Source organism: Pseudomonas atacamensis (genome assembly GCF_017167965.1).
Taxonomy (GTDB): domain Bacteria; phylum Pseudomonadota; class Gammaproteobacteria; order Pseudomonadales; family Pseudomonadaceae; genus Aquipseudomonas; species Aquipseudomonas atacamensis.
In genome coordinates, this window is record NZ_CP070503.1 from 4,669,281 (window position 1) to 4,686,843 (window position 17,563).

At 60.1% G+C, this 17,563-nt stretch carries 19 protein-coding genes and 1 pseudogene; 16 read left to right on the forward strand and 4 right to left on the reverse strand.

Translation table 11 applies throughout. The features are described 5' to 3' along the window. The first annotated feature begins 194 nt into the window (after window positions 1–194). From livH to JWU58_RS21325, 8 genes are all read left to right on the forward strand, one after another. Complete coding sequence (gene livH / locus JWU58_RS21290) at window positions 195–1,118, forward strand: high-affinity branched-chain amino acid ABC transporter permease LivH (RefSeq protein WP_016771355.1); 924 nt, start codon at window positions 195–197, stop codon at window positions 1,116–1,118. Beyond that, on the forward strand, window positions 1,115–2,371 hold the full coding sequence (locus tag JWU58_RS21295; RefSeq protein ID WP_016771356.1) for a high-affinity branched-chain amino acid ABC transporter permease LivM: 1,257 nt from the start codon (window positions 1,115–1,117) through the stop codon (window positions 2,369–2,371). Before livH ends, JWU58_RS21295 begins: the two co-directional genes overlap by 4 nt. Further along, complete coding sequence (gene livG, locus JWU58_RS21300; RefSeq protein ID WP_016771357.1) at window positions 2,368–3,135, forward strand: high-affinity branched-chain amino acid ABC transporter ATP-binding protein LivG; 768 nt, start codon at window positions 2,368–2,370, stop codon at window positions 3,133–3,135. The genes JWU58_RS21295 and livG overlap by 4 nt, the downstream gene beginning before the upstream one ends. Then, entirely contained in the window at window positions 3,136–3,837 is a 702-nt protein-coding gene (locus JWU58_RS21305) for an ABC transporter ATP-binding protein (RefSeq protein ID WP_003222380.1), read from the forward strand. 290 nt (window positions 3,838–4,127) lie between these two features. Further along, window positions 4,128–4,433, forward strand: coding sequence for a BufA1 family periplasmic bufferin-type metallophore (locus JWU58_RS21310; protein WP_016771358.1), 306 nt, complete (start codon window positions 4,128–4,130; stop codon window positions 4,431–4,433). A 25-nt stretch (window positions 4,434–4,458) separates the two neighbouring features. Continuing rightward, window positions 4,459–5,346 (forward strand): MNIO family bufferin maturase, encoded by an 888-nt coding sequence (bufB, locus tag JWU58_RS21315; RefSeq protein ID WP_206420936.1) that lies wholly within the window; start codon window positions 4,459–4,461, stop codon window positions 5,344–5,346. After that, a complete protein-coding gene (locus JWU58_RS21320) occupies window positions 5,343–6,101 on the forward strand; it encodes an HvfC/BufC N-terminal domain-containing protein (protein ID WP_016771360.1) in 759 nt (252 codons plus the stop codon). Before bufB ends, JWU58_RS21320 begins: the two co-directional genes overlap by 4 nt. Continuing rightward, window positions 6,098–6,574 carry a DoxX family protein gene (locus JWU58_RS21325; RefSeq protein WP_206420937.1) on the forward strand — a complete coding sequence of 159 codons (477 nt, stop codon included), beginning with the start codon at window positions 6,098–6,100 and terminating at the stop codon, window positions 6,572–6,574. The genes JWU58_RS21320 and JWU58_RS21325 overlap by 4 nt, the downstream gene beginning before the upstream one ends. 108 nt (window positions 6,575–6,682) lie before the next feature. Here JWU58_RS21325 and JWU58_RS21330 read toward each other — a convergent pair whose 3' ends face one another. Then, window positions 6,683–7,597 (reverse strand): LysR family transcriptional regulator, encoded by a 915-nt coding sequence (locus JWU58_RS21330; RefSeq protein ID WP_206420938.1) that lies wholly within the window; start codon window positions 7,595–7,597, stop codon window positions 6,683–6,685. Between the two features lie 104 nt (window positions 7,598–7,701). On the opposite strand from JWU58_RS21330, the gene JWU58_RS21335 reads away from it, so the two are divergent. From JWU58_RS21335 to JWU58_RS21345, 3 genes are all read left to right on the forward strand, one after another. After that, a complete protein-coding gene (locus tag JWU58_RS21335) occupies window positions 7,702–8,301 on the forward strand; it encodes a short chain dehydrogenase (protein ID WP_125918054.1) in 600 nt (199 codons plus the stop codon). Window positions 8,302–8,361: 60 nt separating this feature from the next. Then, window positions 8,362–9,015 (forward strand): COG3650 family protein, encoded by a 654-nt coding sequence (locus JWU58_RS21340; protein WP_110645952.1) that lies wholly within the window; start codon window positions 8,362–8,364, stop codon window positions 9,013–9,015. A 96-nt stretch (window positions 9,016–9,111) separates the two neighbouring features. Next, entirely contained in the window at window positions 9,112–10,725 is a 1,614-nt protein-coding gene (locus JWU58_RS21345; protein WP_206420939.1) for an NAD(P)/FAD-dependent oxidoreductase, read from the forward strand. 138 nt (window positions 10,726–10,863) lie between these two features. Here the strand turns inward: JWU58_RS21345 and JWU58_RS21350 are convergent, their stop codons facing one another. Further along, complete coding sequence (locus tag JWU58_RS21350) at window positions 10,864–11,958, reverse strand: PLP-dependent cysteine synthase family protein (protein ID WP_206420940.1); 1,095 nt, start codon at window positions 11,956–11,958, stop codon at window positions 10,864–10,866. A 251-nt stretch (window positions 11,959–12,209) separates the two neighbouring features. On the opposite strand from JWU58_RS21350, the gene nhaA reads away from it, so the two are divergent. From nhaA to JWU58_RS21380, 5 genes and pseudogenes are all read left to right on the forward strand, one after another. After that, complete coding sequence (gene nhaA, locus JWU58_RS21355) at window positions 12,210–13,397, forward strand: Na+/H+ antiporter NhaA (RefSeq protein ID WP_071174605.1); 1,188 nt, start codon at window positions 12,210–12,212, stop codon at window positions 13,395–13,397. Window positions 13,398–13,517: 120 nt separating this feature from the next. Continuing rightward, window positions 13,518–13,787 (forward strand): hypothetical protein, encoded by a 270-nt coding sequence (locus tag JWU58_RS21360; protein WP_071174604.1) that lies wholly within the window; start codon window positions 13,518–13,520, stop codon window positions 13,785–13,787. Next, complete coding sequence (locus JWU58_RS21365) at window positions 13,784–14,524, forward strand: ATPase (protein WP_073475882.1); 741 nt, start codon at window positions 13,784–13,786, stop codon at window positions 14,522–14,524. The genes JWU58_RS21360 and JWU58_RS21365 overlap by 4 nt, the downstream gene beginning before the upstream one ends. A gap of 200 nt (window positions 14,525–14,724) precedes the next feature. After that, a pseudogene (locus JWU58_RS21370) lies at window positions 14,725–15,918 on the forward strand (S-type pyocin domain-containing protein). Window positions 15,919–15,928: 10 nt separating this feature from the next. Further along, complete coding sequence (locus JWU58_RS21380; RefSeq protein ID WP_206420942.1) at window positions 15,929–16,180, forward strand: pyocin S6 family toxin immunity protein; 252 nt, start codon at window positions 15,929–15,931, stop codon at window positions 16,178–16,180. 73 nt (window positions 16,181–16,253) lie between these two features. Here the strand turns inward: JWU58_RS21380 and JWU58_RS21385 are convergent, their stop codons facing one another. Further along, entirely contained in the window at window positions 16,254–16,718 is a 465-nt protein-coding gene (locus JWU58_RS21385) for an outer membrane lipoprotein (protein ID WP_016771369.1), read from the reverse strand. Between the two features lie 180 nt (window positions 16,719–16,898). Further along, complete coding sequence (gene pdxH / locus JWU58_RS21390) at window positions 16,899–17,546, reverse strand: pyridoxamine 5'-phosphate oxidase (protein ID WP_122612613.1); 648 nt, start codon at window positions 17,544–17,546, stop codon at window positions 16,899–16,901. Window positions 17,547–17,563: the final 17 nt, after the last annotated feature.

Below are 17,563 nucleotides of genomic sequence, written 5' to 3' on the forward strand. Positions count from 1 at the left end.
CGTGCCGTGGGCTTTGTTTTGCGAATGTATGGGCCGCGCTGGCGTGATCCGCCAGTCGACCCACCTGAAAATCTCAAAACCGTCATCAGCGGTTCGCTGGCAAAACCCGGATTCGAAGTGGATAGAGATCCACGGGGCCGGGCGGGAAAATGACTCCACCAGTGAAATGCGTACAGGTTTTTAGGAGCGCTGTAATGCCTGACCTCTATCACTTCTTCCAACAGCTGGTTAACGGCCTCAACGTTGGCAGCATGTATGCCCTGATCGCCATCGGCTACACGATGGTCTACGGCATCATTGGAATGATCAACTTCGCCCACGGCGAGGTGTACATGATCGGTTCCTACGTGGCCTTCATTGCCATCGCCGGGCTGACCATGATGGGACTCGACAGTGTCCCGCTGTTGATGACCGCGGCGTTCATCGCCAGCATCGTCGTCACCAGTTCCTACGGTTACAGCATCGAACGGATCGCCTACCGTCCCCTGCGCGGCAGCAACCGTCTGATCCCGCTGATTTCTGCCATCGGTATGTCGATCTTCCTGCAGAACACCGTTCTGCTGGCGCAAGACTCCAAGGACAAAGCGATCCCCAACCTGATCCCGGGCAACTTCGCCTTCGGTCCGGGTGGCGCACAAGAAGTGCTGATTTCCTACATGCAGATCGTGGTGTTCGTGGTGACCCTGATCGCCATGCTCGGCCTGACCCTGTTCATCTCCCGTTCCCGTCTGGGCCGCGCCTGCCGCGCCTGTGCCGAGGACATCAAGATGGCCAACCTGCTCGGCATCAACACCAACAACATCATCGCCCTGACCTTCGTCATCGGTGCTGCGCTGGCCGCCGTTGCCGCAGTGCTGCTGAGCATGCAATACGGCGTGATCAACCCCAACGCCGGTTTCCTCGTCGGCCTCAAGGCCTTCACCGCTGCGGTATTGGGCGGCATCGGCAGCATCCCCGGGGCCATGCTCGGCGGCCTGGTGCTCGGTGTAGCGGAAGCGTTCGGTGCCGATATCTTCGGCGACCAGTACAAGGACGTCGTTGCGTTCGGCCTGCTGGTTCTGGTGCTGTTGTTCCGTCCGACCGGCATTCTTGGCCGTCCGGAGGTTGAGAAAGTATGACTAGGAATCTTAAACAGGCACTGTTCAGTGCCTTGCTGGTGTGGGCGGTGGCCTACCCGGTACTGGGTCTGAAACTGACCATCGTCGGCATCAATCTGGAAGTGCACAACACCAGCCCTGCGGTACTCGCGACCATCGCGATCTGCTCGGTGCTGATGTTCCTGCGCGTGCTGTTCAACCAGCAGATCAGCAAGGCCTGGCGCTCTTCGCCAGGCATGCCGCTGATCCCGGCCAAGGCCAGCAACTTCCTGACCCTGCCAACCACCCAGCGCTATTTCATCATTGCGCTGATTCTGATCGCCCTGGTCTGGCCGTTCTTCGGCTCCCGTGGCGCGGTGGATATCGCAACGCTGATCCTGATCTACGTGATGCTCGGCCTGGGCCTGAACATCGTCGTCGGTCTGGCCGGTCTGCTCGACCTGGGTTACGTCGGTTTCTACGCCGTCGGCGCCTACAGCTACGCGCTGCTGTCGCATTACTACGGCTTGAGCTTCTGGATCTGCCTGCCGATTGCCGGCCTGATGGCGGCGACGTTCGGCTTCCTGCTGGGCTTCCCGGTGTTGCGTCTGCGTGGCGACTATCTGGCGATCGTGACCTTGGGTTTCGGCGAAATCATCCGTCTGTTCCTGCGTAACCTGACCGACATCACCGGTGGTCCGAACGGCATCAGCAACATCGAAAAACCGACGTTCTTCGGCCTGACCTTCGAGCGCAAAGCCGCCGAAGGCCTGCAGACGTTCCACGAGTATTTCGGCCTGCAATACAACTCGATCAACAAGGTGATCTTCCTTTACCTGGTTGCGCTGTTGCTCGCACTGGCCGCGCTGTTCGTGATCAACCGTCTGCTGCGCATGCCGATCGGCCGTGCGTGGGAAGCACTGCGTGAAGACGAAATCGCCTGCCGCGCGTTGGGCCTGAACCCGACCGTGATCAAGCTCTCCGCGTTCACCCTGGGTGCTGCGTTCGCCGGTTTCGCCGGCAGCTTCTTCGCTGCGCGTCAGGGTCTGGTGACGCCCGAGTCGTTCACCTTCATCGAGTCGGCGATCATCCTCGCCATCGTCGTATTGGGCGGCATGGGCTCGCAACTGGGCGTGATTCTGGCGGCGATCGTGATGATCCTGTTGCCGGAAATGATGCGTGAGTTCAGCGAGTACCGCATGTTGATGTTCGGTGCGCTGATGGTGCTGATGATGATCTGGCGTCCACAAGGTCTGCTGCCGATGCAACGCCCACACATGGAGTTGCGCAAATGAGCCGCGAGATCCTTAAAGTCGAAAATCTGAGCATGCGCTTCGGCGGCTTGCTCGCGGTCAACGGCGTGGCGCTGACCGTCAAGGAAAAGCAGGTGGTTGCCCTGATCGGCCCGAACGGCGCCGGCAAGACCACCGTGTTCAACTGCCTGACCGGCTTCTATCAGCCTACCGGCGGCAGCATCCTGCTCGACGGCGAGCCGATCCAGGGCCTGCCGGGCCACAAGATCGCCCTCAAAGGCGTGGTGCGGACCTTCCAGAACGTGCGTTTGTTCAAGGACATGACCGCGGTCGAGAACCTGTTGATCGCCCAGCACCGTCACTTGAACACCAACTTCCTGTCCGGCCTGTTCAAGACCCCGGCGTTCCGCAAAAGCGAGCGCGAGGCGATGGAATTTGCCGAGTACTGGCTGGAAAAGGTCAACCTCAAAGAGTTCGCCAACCGCACCGCCGGCACCCTCGCCTACGGCCAGCAACGGCGTCTGGAAATCGCCCGCTGCATGATGACCCGCCCACGGATCCTCATGCTCGACGAACCGGCCGCCGGCCTGAACCCGAAGGAAACCGAAGACCTCAAGGCGCTGATCGGTGTGTTGCGCGAAGAGCACAACGTCACCGTGCTGCTGATCGAACACGACATGAAACTGGTCATGAGCATTTCCGACCACATCGTCGTGATCAATCAGGGCACGCCGCTGGCCGACGGCACGCCGGAACAGATCCGCGACAATCCTGAAGTGATCAAAGCCTACCTGGGGGAAGCGTAAATGCTGCAGTTCGAAAACGTTTCCACCTTCTACGGCAAGATCCAGGCCCTGCACAGCGTCAACGTCGAAGTCCGTCAGGGCGAGATCGTAACGCTGATCGGCGCCAACGGTGCCGGCAAATCCACGCTGCTGATGACGCTGTGCGGTTCGCCGCAGGCGCACAGCGGCAGCATCCGTTACATGGGTGAGGAACTGGTCGGCCAGGACTCGTCGCAGATCATGCGCAAGAGCATCGCCGTGGTCCCGGAAGGGCGTCGGGTGTTCGCCCGTCTGACCGTGGAAGAAAACCTGTCGATGGGCGGATTTTTCACCGACAAGGGCGACTATCAGGAACAGATGGACAAGGTTCTCGGACTTTTCCCACGCTTGAAAGAGCGCTTCAACCAGCGCGGCGGCACCATGTCCGGCGGCGAACAGCAAATGCTCGCCATCGGCCGCGCGCTGATGAGCAAGCCCAAGCTGCTGCTGCTCGACGAGCCATCGCTGGGCCTGGCGCCGATCATCATCCAGCAGATCTTCGACATCATCGAACAGCTGCGCAAGGACGGTGTGACGGTGTTCCTGGTCGAGCAGAACGCCAACCAGGCGCTGAAAATCGCTGACCGCGCCTACGTTCTGGAGAACGGCCGCGTGGTCATGCAAGGCACCGGTGAAGCGCTGCTGACCGATCCGAAAGTACGCGAGGCGTACCTCGGCGGTTGAGTGTTATCGCTGCACAAAAAAACGGCCTTCGGGCCGTTTTTTGTTTCCTGAGCACCACCAAGGTAATCCTGTGGGAGCGAGCCTGCTCGCGAAGCGCTCTGTCATTCAACATTATGGGTGCCTGACAAACCGCCTTCGCGAGCAGGCTCGCTCCCACAGGGATACAGCTGAATCCGAAATTTTTTATAAATTTCTCGCCCCGCCTGTAACGCATCCCCCCACCCGTTCTCTAGAGGGACAAGCAAGCGCAAACCGCTTGCAGAAACCCTGATAAAAACTGGAGAAACATCATGACTGCGACTACCCGTACCCTGTCCGCTACCGCCCTGGTTCTGGCCCTCGGTTCCGCTCTGAGCATCGCCACTGTCTCCACCGCCCAGGCCGCCGATGCCAACATGGAAAAATGCTTCGGCGTGGCCATGAAGGGCAAGAACGATTGCGCCGCAGGTGCCGGGACTACCTGCGCCGGCACGGCGAAAATGGACTATCAGGCCAACGCCTGGAAGCTCGTTCCGAAAGGCACCTGCGCCACCACCGAAAGCAAAACCTCGCCGACCGGTTTCGGTCAGCTCGAAGCCTTCAAAGCCAAGTCCTGATCCACGGCCTGCCTGAGTGACGCCCATGTTCAGTCATCACGAACCGTCCCTGCCGCGCACTCAGGCAGCTCGCACCGAGCTCCCTGCCCGCGCCGGGCTGGGGCTCAAGACCGGGCACTTCCTCGAAGTGCTCGGCTCCGTACCGGACCTCGGTTTCTTCGAAGTCCACGCCGAAAACTACATGGGGGCCGGCGGCCCGTTTCATCATTTCCTCGGTCTGATTCGCCAACAGTACCCGCTGTCATTGCACGGCGTGGGCCTGTCGATCGGTGGCGAAGGCCCGCTGGACAGCCAGCACCTCAACCGCCTCGCCGAGCTGATCGAGCGCTATCAACCGCAAGCTTTTTCCGAACATCTGGCGTGGTCGAGCCACGGCCCGGTGTTCCTCAATGACCTGCTGCCACTGGCTTACGACACGCCGACACTGAACCGCGTGTGTGCGCACATCGACCAGGTGCAGAACACTCTGAAACGACCGATGCTGTTGGAGAACCCGGCGACCTATCTGGGATTTGCGCACTCGACGATCGACGAGGCCGAGTTCATCGCCGAAGTGATCCGCCGCAGCGGCTGCGGCTTGTTGCTCGACGTCAATAATGTCTACGTGTCGTGCATCAATCATCAGCGCGATCCTTTGGCCTACCTCGATGCGTTACCGCTGCACGCGGTCGGCGAGATTCATCTGGCCGGCTTCGCTGAAGATTGCGACAACCTCGGCGATCGCTTGCTGATTGACGATCACGGCGCGCCTATTGATCAGTCCGTCTGGGATCTGTACCGGCAAGTGCTGCAACGTATCGGCCCGGTAGCGACGCTGATCGAACGCGATAACCAGGTGCCGGCCTTCGACGTTTTGCTCGCCGAAGCGCAGCAAGCCGAGACGCTGTTGCGCCGCGCGGAGTGTGCGGCATGAGCACGCAAGCGGACTTCGCCGCCGCCCTGCTCAATGCGCAACTGCCGTATCCCAAGGGCCTGTGCAGCCGCAACGGCGCCGATCCGTCGCGACGTTTTGCGGTGTATCGCAACAACGTGCAGAGCTCGTTGATCAATGCCCTGGCCGACAGCTATCCGGTGGTGCTGCAATTGGTCGGCGAGGAGTTCTTCCGCGCCATGGCAGCGATTTTCGTCCAGAGTCAGCCGCCACACAGTCCGTTGATGAGCCGCTATGGCGAAGACTTCGCCGACTTCATCGCAGAGTTTGAACCCATCGCCGGCGTGCCTTATGTCGCTGATGTTGCGCGCCTTGAGCATCTGCGCACTGTCGCCTACCACGCCGCTGATGCGCAGCCGATACGGCCTGAACAAGTCAGTGCCGCGCTGGCCGATCCGCAGTCGCTGACTGAGCTGTGTTTCGAACTGCATCCCTCGCTGCACCTGCTCGACTCAGCCTACGCCGTTGTCGCGATCTGGGCCGCGCATCAGCAGGAGCCAACTCTGGCGGGCATTGGCCTGAATCAAGGCCAGCACGCTCTGGTGCTGCGCAATGGTCTCGACGTTGAGGTGTTTGCGCTTGAACCAGGTGCGAGCGTGTTCCTTCGTCATCTGCTCCAGGGCTCGCCACTGCTCGCGGCGGCAGAAAACAGCCCGCCGTTCGATCTCGCCCAAACCCTCGCCTTACTGATTGCGCATAACGCGATCACGCAGCTGAATTACAAGGAGTTGCTATGAACGCTTTTATCCTGCGCGTCATCGCGCTGTTCGAAAAAATCCCGCACAGCCTGATTGCCTTCATCGCGCGTTTCTCCATTGCCGCGGTGTTCTGGAAATCCGGGCAAACCAAGGTCGAAGGACTGGCCGTCGATTTGATTGACGGAACCTTTGAACTGGGCTGGCCACGTTTGGCCGATTCGACGATTCCGCTGTTTCAGAGCGAGTACAACCTGCCGCTGTTGTCGCCGGAAATTGCCGCGCATCTGGCGGCGTTTGCCGAGCATGTGTTTCCGCTGCTGATCCTGCTCGGCTTCGCCACACGGTTTTCGGCGCTGGCGCTGCTGGGCATGACCCTGACTATCCAACTGTTTGTCTACCCGGATGCCTACCCGACCCATGGCACTTGGGCGGCGGTGTTGCTGTACCTGATGGCGACCGGGCCGGGCAAATTGTCGATCGATCAGATGATCGCGCGCCGTTTCGCCAAATAATCACCCCCGTGGGAGCGAGCCTGCTCGCGAAAGCGGTGTGTCATTCAACATCGGTATCGACTGAACTGACGCATTCGCGAGCAGGCTCGCTCCCACAGGGAAATCACATCAGCGCTGCAGTCGATCCAGCGCCTCGCCACTGCGCTTGAACCAGCCCATCAGATAATCCGCGAGCACCTGCGTGCGTTTCGGCAATCCCCCCTGATACGGGTGCACCAGATACATCGGCATGCGTCGGGTCTGGTAATCGCGCAGCAGCCAGCGCAAGCGGCCGTCCGCCAGTTCCGCTTGCAGCAGATACGACGGCAAACGGGCGATGCCGGCGCCGGACAGCGCTGCTTTCTTCAACAGGCTGTAGTGATTGCTGGCAAACGGACCCGAAACCCGCACCCGCAACAACTCGTGCTGCTGGTGATACAGCCATTCTTCGCGGCCGCTGTAATGGCTGTTGAGCAGGCAACGATGCTCGGCCAAGGCATGCGGCGTCGCCGGCTCGCTGAAGCGCTCAAGGTAGGCCGGGCTGGCGCAGGTCATTTCGTGCCACGCCAACAGCGGCCTGGCCACCAGCCGATCGTCATTGGCCACTTCGGCACGAATCGCCAGATCAAAGCCATCGCGCGACAGATCGCGATAACTGTTGTTCAGCTCCAGCTCGATTTGCACCTCGGGGTATTGCCCGGAAAACTCCAGCAGCAAGCCATCGAAGAAGGTCTCGCCGAGCGACACCGGAACCGTCATGCGCACGGGGCCGGCCATGTCGTCCTTCAACCGCGCCAAAGCCTGCCGTGCGCGTTCGACCTGAACCACCAGCGCCTGGGCCTGCGGCAGCAGCGCCGCCCCCGCCGCCGTCAGACTCAAGCGTCGGGTGGTGCGTTGCAGCAGCACCACACTGAATTGCGCTTCAAGCTGGCTGATGCGCTTGGAGAGTTGGCCCTTGCTGCAGCCCAACTGCTGCGCGGCCAGGGTAAAACTGCCGGCTTCGATCAGCACGGCAAACGCGGCAAGGTCATCCATTTCGCTCATGGATTGTTTCCATTTGAAAACCAAAGGTTGCCTATTAGTGCGCTTATCCGCAGAAAAAACCACTCTAGACTGAAACCTCATTCACACACATGAGGTACAGCTCGATGAAAATTCTGTTGATAGGCGCCGGCGGCACCATCGGTTCGGCGGTGGACAAAGAGTTGTCGCAACGCCACGAGGTCATTCGTATCGGCCGCAACAGCGGTGACTTGCAAGTGAATATCAGCGACAGCGCGTCGATCCGCAAGCTGTTCGAACAGACCGGCAAGTTCGATGCGTTGATCTGCGCGGCGGGCAACGTGACGTTTGCAGCGCTGGACGAGATGACTGGGGACAGCTTCGCCCTCGGCCTGAAAGACAAGTTGATGGGCCAGGTCAATCTGCTGCTGATCGGCCGCGAGTTCGCCAATGATGGCGCCTCGTTCACCTTCACCACCGGCGTGCTCAGCCACGACCCGATTCGCAGCGGCGCCTCGGCAGCGCTGGTCAACGGCGCCCTCGACAGCTTCGTCCGCGCCGCCGCCATCGAACTGCCGCGTGGCCTGCGGGTGAACTCGGTGAGCCCGACCGTGCTGACCGAAGCCCTGGGCAAATACGCGCCCTACTTCCGTGGCTTCAAGCCGGTTCCTGCAGCGGAAGTGGCATTGGCTTACGCGAAAAGTGTCGAAGGCCTGCAAACCGGTCAGACGTTTCACGTCGGTTAAGGCCCTTGTGATGAACGGTCAGGCTGCGTAACGTGGCAGCACTTGTCTGGAGAGCCAAAGATGCGTGTTGCCCGTTCGTTCGTCCTCGTTGCCCTGCTGCCGATGTTTGCCGCCTGCCAGTTGTTCGACGGCCAGCGTGAAAGTGTGTCCCATGCCGGGCAGACGCGGATGCAGGGGCAACTGACCGCCGCCGACGGCAAACTGGTGTTTCAGCCGTGCCAGGAGCAGCGGCAACTGGTGGTCAACGACATCGGCGGCACCAGTGTCCTGCAAGAAGCCGCCACCCTCGCCGACGAGCAGGGCAAGCTGTTTGCCGATGTGCGCGGCAAGGTCTCCGGCGACCGCCTCGACCTCGGCCAGTTATATCGCGTCGAGCGCTCGGGCACGGCCTGCGACGACCCGAATTTCAAACTGCTGATCCTGCGCGCCGCCGGCCATGGCCCGGAGTGGAATGTGAAGGTCAGCGGCAAAGGCATGGTCATCGAGCGCGACGGCCAGCCGCCGCTGGCCGTGCCGTATGTGGAAGAGCAACTGGGCGACGGCCGCTTCAATCTCAGCAGCGAAGCCAACAACCAGCGCATCGAATTGTGGGTCGCGCCACAGCGCTGCGTCGACAGCAGCACCGGCAGCGTGCAGCACATGAGCGCCGAGTTGCGCATCGACGGGCAGGTCCAGCGCGGCTGCGGCTATTTCGGCGGCGCACGCAACGACTGATCGTTTTTCCCCCACGGATCCGCTCGCGGCGGCTTATAATCGCCGCCTTCAAACGCCCTGGCGCAGTTGTGCGCCCCGCGAATCCGGATCCCCGCCATGTTACGAATCACTGAACTCAAGCTGCCAATCGACCATCCCGAAGAAGACCTGCGCACCGCCATCGTGCAACGCCTGGGCATCGCCAGCGATGATCTGCTCGATTTCACCTTGTTCAAGCGCAGCTATGACGCGCGTAAAAAGTCCTCCGAACTGTGCTTCATCTACACCATCGACCTCAACGTACGCGACGAGGCCAGAGTGTTGGGCAAGTTCGCCGACGACCGTAATGTCAACGTGGCGCCGGATGTCAGCTACAAATTCGTCGGCCAGGCACCGAGCGATCTCGGCCAGCGGCCGATCGTCGTCGGTTTCGGCCCGTGCGGCATCTTCGCCGGCCTGCTGCTGGCGCAGATGGGCTTCAAACCGATCATTCTCGAACGCGGCACTGAAGTCCGTCAGCGCACCAAGGACACCTGGGGCCTGTGGCGCAAAAGCGTGCTCAATCCCGAGTCCAACGTACAGTTTGGCGAAGGCGGCGCGGGGACGTTCTCCGACGGCAAGCTGTACAGCCAGATCAAGGACCCGAAATTCCTCGGTCGTAAAGTCCTGCACGAGTTCGTCAAGGCCGGCGCGCCGGAAGAAATCCTCTACGTCAGCAAGCCGCACATCGGTACGTTCCGCCTGACCGGCATGGTCGAAAACATGCGCGAGCAGATCCGCGAACTGGGCGGTGAAGTGCGCTTCCAGGAGCGCGTCAGCGACGTGCTGATCGAAGACGGCCAACTGGTCGGCGTGCAACTGGCCAGCGGCGAAACCCTGCATTCCAGACACGTGGTTCTGGCCCTCGGTCACAGCGCCCGCGACACCTTCCGCATGCTCCACAGCCGTGGCGTGTTCATGGAAGCCAAGCCATTCTCGGTGGGTTTCCGCATCGAACATCCGCAGTCGCTGATCGACCGCGCGCGTCTGGGCAAATACGCCGGCCACCCGAAACTTGGCGCTGCCGATTACAAACTGGTGCACCACGCCAAGAACGGGCGTTCGGTCTACAGCTTCTGCATGTGCCCGGGCGGCACTGTGGTCGCGGCGACGTCGGAACCGAATCGCGTGGTCACCAATGGCATGAGCCAGTACTCGCGTAACGAGCGTAATGCCAACTCCGGCATCGTCGTCGGCATTACCCCGGAAGTCGATTATCCGGGCGGCCCGCTCGCCGGTATCGAGTTGCAGGAGCGCCTGGAATCCCACGCGTTCATCCTTGGCGGCAGTGACTACAAGGCTCCCGCGCAACTGGTTGGCGACTTTATCAACGGCAAGCCGTCGACCGAGCTGGGCGAAGTCGAGCCGTCGTACAAGCCGGGCGTGGCGCTGGGCGATCTGGCCTTGGCATTGCCGGATTTTGCCATTGAGGCGATCCGTGAAGCCTTGCCGGCGTTCGAGAAGCAGATTCGCGGTTATTCCCTGCACGACGCCGTGCTGACCGGAATTGAGACCCGCACTTCATCGCCGCTGCGCATCACCCGCAACGAGTCGCTGCAGAGCATGAACGTCAAAGGCCTGTTCCCGGCCGGTGAAGGCGCGGGCTATGCCGGCGGAATTCTCTCGGCGGGTGTCGACGGGATTCGCATTGCCGAGGCAGTGGCTCGCGATATCCTCGGCCTGTCTGACTGATCAGCATCAGCTGACCCAACACCAAACCCTGTGGGAGCGAGCCTGCTCGCGAAAGCGGTCTGTCATTCAACGAAGTTGTTGAATGTGACTCCGCCTTCGCGAGCAGGCTCGCTCCCACAGTGGTGTCTGCATTTGGCTTTAGATATTCGCGCGCAGCACCGAGGTCGGCAGCGCCTGTCCGCGCTCGGCACTTGCCGCCACCGCTGCAATCAAATCACCCAGTGCATACCCCTGCGCCGTCAGCCAATCCTGATCGTAATAGGTGTCGGCATAACGCTCGCCGCCATCGCACAGGATCGCCACGATCGACCCCGACTGCCCCGCCGCTTTCATCTGCTGCGCCGCCATCAGCGCACCGATCAGATTGGTCCCGCTCGACCCGCCGACATGCCGCCCCAAACGCTGCGCCAGATAATGCATGGCCGCCAGGGACAGGGCGTCCGGCACCTTGACCATCGCATCGATCACCTTGGGCAGGAACGACGCTTCCACCCGAGGCCGGCCAATGCCTTCGATGCGTGAACCGCAATCCAGACGCAGGCTGGCATCTCCCGTCTGATAAAAATCGAAGAACACCGAACGCTCGGCATCGGCACACAACACGCGGGTGCAGTGCTGGCGATAGCGCACGTAACGGCCGAGGGTCGCGGTGGTGCCGCCGGTGCCGGGGCTGGAGATCAGCCAGGTCGATTCAGGGTGTTTTTCGTAGCGCATCTGCTGGAAGATCGACTCGGCGATGTTGTTGTTCGCTCGCCAGTCGGTGGCACGTTCGGCGTAGGTGAACTGATCGATGAAGTGACCGCCATGCTCGCGGGCCAGGCGCTCGGATTCGGCGTAGATCTGCGTCGGATCCTGCACCAGATGGCTCTGCCCGCCATAGAAGGCAATCTGGGCAATCTTCTCTTTCGAAGTGGTCGCCGGCATCACCGCGATAAACGGCAAACCGAGCATGCGCGCGAAATACGCTTCGGAAATCGCCGTCGAGCCGCTGGACGCTTCGATCACTGGCGCACCGGGTTTCAGCCAGCCGTTGCACAGCGCGTAAAGGAACAGCGACCGGGCCAGGCGATGCTTGAGGCTGCCGGTCGGGTGGCTGGATTCGTCCTTGAAATACAACTCGATGCCGGCAAAACCGGGCAGCGGCAAAGGGATCAGGTGGGTGTCGGCGCTGCGCTGGAAGTCCGCCTCGATGATGCGGATGGCTTCGCGGGCCCACTGTCGGTTGTCGCTCATGGTTTCGGTTCTCGTTGAATCAGCCAGAAGATCGGTCTTCTGAAAAAGGTCTGCCGCAAGCTTAGGAAAAATCCCGCAGGCGGCAAAGATACAGCTGAGTCTCAATGTGTCAGGCAACTGCTAGGCTCAGTGCTGCCCGTACCAGACAGCCTGTAACGACATATAACAAAAAAGAATATAACTTTTGTTTTAACAACTAACGGTACGGGTTAGGGTGTTTCACCTTTTTCTTGATTCGATGGAGAGCGACCTTGCCTCTGCGTAGCACTTTCACGCGTTTCTTTCAGTTGGAAGCCGCCAGCGGTCTGCTATTGATCGCCGCAGCCGTTCTCGCGCTGATCATCAACAACTCACCGCTGTCGTGGCTGTACACCGGCCTGCTCGACACTCCTGTGGTGGCGCAGATCGGTGCGTTGAAAATCGCCAAACCCCTGCTGCTGTGGATCAACGACGGCCTGATGGCGATGTTCTTCCTGCTGATCGGTCTGGAAGTGAAACGCGAAGTGCTCGACGGCCAATTGTCCAAGCCTTCGCAAATCGTCCTCCCTGGCGCAGCGGCGATCGGCGGCATGCTGGTGCCGGCGCTGATCTACTGGTTCCTTAACCGCGACAACCCCGCGGCCCTAAGTGGCTGGGCCATTCCGACCGCCACCGATATCGCCTTCGCCCTCGGCGTACTGGCGCTGCTCGGCAAGCGCGTGCCGGTGTCGCTGAAACTGTTCCTGATGACCCTGGCGATCATCGATGACCTCGGCGCCATCGTCATCATCGCAATCTTCTATTCCGGCGAACTCTCGACCCTGTCCCTTGGCCTGGCGGCTGCGTGCATTGCCGCGCTGGTGGCGATGAACCGGCTCGGCGTGGTCAAGCTCGGGCCGTACATGATCATCGGCCTGATCCTCTGGGTCTGCGTGCTCAAGAGTGGTGTCCACGCGACACTGGCCGGCGTGACCTTGGCTTTCTGCATTCCCCTGCGCACGAAAAACGCCGAGTCGTCGCCGCTGCTGACCCTCGAACACGCGCTGCACCCGTGGGTCGCCTACGGCATCCTGCCGCTGTTCGCCTTCGCCAACGCCGGCCTGTCACTGAGCGGCGTCACCGTCGAAAGCTTCACCCACGACGTACCGATGGGCATCGCCATCGGCCTGCTGCTGGGCAAGACCATCGGCGTGTTCGGCCTGACCTGGCTGGCGGTCAAGATCGGCATCGCCGCCCTGCCCCAAGGCGCCAACTGGGGCCAGGTCCTCGGCGTCGCGATCCTCTGCGGCATCGGCTTCACCATGAGCCTGTTCGTCGGCTCGCTGGCCTTCGAACCGGGCGTGAGTGATTACGCCGGAATGGATCGCATGGGCATCCTCACCGGCTCGATCCTCGCGGCGGTGATTGGTTATGCGGTGACGGCGGCGGCGAGTCGCAGGGGCACGATACAAACTTCCTGAGGTTTATTGCGGCCAATGCCGTAGCCCCTCCCCAAACGAGGGGCTTGGCTCTAAGCCTTGCAAATGTGCTATATCTTGCGCATCAAACAGCCATCTACTCAGCACAGCTTGGAGTCATTCATGTCGCGCAAAGCCGAAAAACGCCCAATGACTGACGATCAGATTGCCGTTCAGGAGTCGCGAATTCCTTACATCGCTCTAAAGGCCTTCAGCAACGCCTACAAAATGGCACTTGCAAACGGCGCAGCGGTGCTTGTCGCTAAAGATGGTCAGCTACTTGAAGTGACCGAGAAAACCTCCATTGTTTTGCGGTCGATTGGCGCCTACGGCAATCTGAAAAGCGGAACGCGTCTGCACATCAATAAATCTTCAAAACAGGTTACTTCTTGAGCACACCGAGAATACGGATATTTGCGGGACCGAACGGATCCGGGAAAAGCACATTCAATCGACTTGTCCCTGCGCACCTACTGGGCAACTACATAAATCCTGACGACATCGAACGTTCAATCAAAGATACCGGTTACTTTGATTTCGGTTCTTATCGCATCGAAGCACATAAAGCGGAGCTTTTCGACTTTCTCCGTGCTCACCCCCTGCTGAAAAAATCGCCTCGTTCGCAGGCAAAGCTTGATGATCTCGCAATTGATGGAATCCGGCTTAACTTTTCGAATACTGAAATCGACTCGTACGTTGCGTCGGCACTCTGCGACTTCATCCGTAGATCGTTGATAAAAGAGCGCATCAGCTTTACGTTCGAAACCGTCATGTCGTCCGCGGACAAAGTCAGCCTCCTCGCTGAAGCGAGTAAATCCGGCTACAGGGTCTACGTCTATTACGTGGCGACAGCGGACCCGCAGATAAATATTGCGAGAGTTGCATACCGCGTTTCCCGAGGAGGACATAACGTTCCTGCTGAAAAAATTGAAGCTCGATACTGGCGATCCCTGGAGCTTTTATCCGAAGCTATCCTGGCCTCCAACCGGGCGTATATTTTCGATAACTCAGATGAAGGCAGTGAAGGCCTGACGCAGATAGCTGAAATTACGGATGGAGAACTGATCGAAATCAAATCAGACACTCAGCCGCCGTGGTTCAAGCAGTTCGTGCTGGATAAATTGCTTTAGATTCACTCCGAAACTCACACTGCCAATCGGTAACGATGAGTTTGCGTAGCAGACTGCTCCACGTCTCTGCGGCAGACCTCGTTCCAGTCGAACAATCCCCACTTCATTAGCGACCCGTCCTACAGCCACACTTTCCCCGCTTCGATAACGTCGTGCGGCCCCTTCTCAGGGGCTGTCGATGGTGAAGGAAGGGACGATCAGTGGCGCGGAACAAGGACATTCCCCGGGTGCAAAACCCACCGCAGGGCGACGGGCATCACGTTACTTGGCGGTATATGACGGCCGCAGAACTGGCCGAGCGCGAAGCCGGGCAAAACGCTTACGACGCGATGCTGGCGCGGCAGGAGGCGTTCGAGCGCAGCCGTGAAGTGGCGGCGAAAAAACCTGAAGCCGTGCGTGCCGGCTGTGTATTCGCCAAGTCCTGCAAGTTGCCGGATGCGATTATCGATTACAGCAATCCTTCCGGCATGGTACCGACCGACAGCCTGAAGGATTACGGCGAGCTGATCCTGCTCGGCGCTCGCGAAGCCGACGCAAGCGGCGGCATTCCTCTCAAGAAAATCAGCGCCAGCGCCATCCCGGTCGGGTTCGGCAGTCTGGCCCTGGCAGGCTCGGCTTTTGAAGCGCTACCGGCGCTCGCCTCCCCTGCGGCGGCTGCGTCTTTGGTGGGGCTGGTTGCGCTTTTGATGCCATCCAGCCTGGGCGACAGCGCGCTCTACACCGATGAGCAACTAAGCACACTCAAACAAGCCCGAACCCGCGTGCGCCTGCGCGTCGAGCAACAGGCCGATGGCAGCCTCAAGGGTTACGGTTTCTACACCGGTAAGAACCGCGATTGGGAAATGGTCGATGTCGTGCAGTTCACTGCACGCGGTGACCGGTTCGTTGCGGATCTTGGTGAAGGCGTCGAACTGCTCTGGACCCCGGCGGTGGATGGCTCGGACATCCTCGGCATTCCAGCGCTCGAGGCCGCACCGCAGGCACCGCATATCTGGGTGTATCCACCGACGAAGGCGGCGGACGGGATTCTGGTGAATCCGGTTTATCCACCGGAGTACAAAGACTTTATTTTGGTGTATCCGGCAGATTCGGGCGTCAGGCCGGCCTATGTTGTGCTCAGCCGTGCTCGCGACCATGCTTATCACGGCCATCCGAAAACGCTGCCCGCATTCCCTGACGCAGTCAAAGTGAAATCGAAGTCGTCAGTGCAAGGTGGTGGAAAGCAGTGAGCACGTTGGGTAGACCGCAAAGGTCGAATTTACGAGTGGGATTACAAAAGCAACGCCGTCGAAAAATACGACAAATTAGGAACGACTCATTTAGGCGAGTTCAATCACTTGACGGGTGAACAAACGGGACCTGCGGATCCAAAACGAAAAACTTCTAGAAATTAAGGATTGAAACATGCGCTTTATTTCAATTACCGGATTCTTCCCTGACGAAGCCCAAGATGACTCATTGCAATTCGAGCTGGACATCACCGGCAGCGAGATGAATGAAAAAGTGGCTCAGCTCATTGAATCAAAGCCCTTGGATGAGGTGGAACCCGGCGAGCTGTTGTTGACTCAGGATCAGATAACCGCATTGGAAAACCTGCTCAACGTCAGTTTTCCCGAGGGCCTCGAATACTTCATGGGCATCTGCGCCACATACTGAATGAACAATTCACAAGCAAAGAAAAACCCCGACCAGTCACCTGATCGGGGTTTTCTTTTACCCGGCTTCTCGTTTAGTGCGAAACGCGGCTGGTTCCGCCAACGGTGGAAATCCGTACCCGCTCGCCAACGCGGAATACTTCATTTTCCTGAACCTGCTGCACATAGGCGCGCATGCTGCCGTCGTCTTCGCGGACGGTGATTTCCACGCCCTGGGTGCGGGTCAGGCCTTCTTCGGTGGCCGAGCCAAGCAGGCCGCCGGCCACTGCGCCGATGACCGCAGCAACGATGCTGCCCTTGCCGCCGCCGATGGCACTACCGCCGACGCCGCCGACCACTGCGCCTGCTGCGCCGCCGATCGGGGTCTTGGTGCCTTCGATTTTTACCGGGCGCAAGGATTCGATGGTGCCCATGCGAATCGTCTGTACACGACGCGCTTCGTCACGGGAGTAGGAGTCGCCGGTGAGGCTCGATTGGCAGCCGGTCAGCAACATCGCCATCGTCGAAAAGGAAGCAACCAGCAGAACAGACTTACGCATAGCATCAACTCCAAAAGAACATGTGTTCATTAAACCCCGTGGCCTGGCGCCTGTCACGACACCATCCGGATAAAATTGGCTTCCATTCAGGCTTGGTACAGATGCCCGCGAGCGTCCACTCAAGGTAGCGTCAAATCAGCGATCCTGCGCCATCCGCGTTTATCTCGCTCGGTAGACTGCTCAGGGTGCCAGTCGTTCCAGAATCCACTCGGTGCCCTGGAGGCGGTAGTTGAGGCGATCGTGCAGGCGGCTCGGACGGCCCTGCCAGAACTCGATGCGCTCGGGCAACAAGCGGTAACCACCCCAATGTTCCGGGCAGTGCGGCTGGCTGTCGCTGAAGCGTTGCTCGGTGGCCTTGAGCAAATCTTCCAGTTCGCCACGACCGTTGATGACTCGGCTCTGCGGCGAGGCCCAGGCGCCGAGGCGGCTGCCCAGAGGACGCACCTGATAATACGCGTCGGACTCTTGCGCCGTGACCTTGACCACCCGCCCTTCGATGCGCACCTGGCGCTCCAGGGTTGGCCAGAAGAAGGTCATGGCGGCAAACGGGTTGGCCGCCAGATGCTGGCCCTTGGCGCTGTCGTAGTTGGTGAAGAAGGTGAAGCCCTGCTCGTCCAGGCCCTTGAGCAACAGAATGCGGCAATGCGGACGACCGTCGGCATCGACCGTGGCCAGGGTCATGGCATTGGCTTCTACCGGCGCCTGCTCGGTTTTGACCGCATCGGCGAACCACTGGTGAAACAGCGCAAACGGCTCGGTCGGGGCTTGCGCCTCGGTCAAACCGTCACGGGTGTAGTCGCGACGCATATCGGCCAGAGCCTGGGTCATGGCGGATTCCTTTTCGT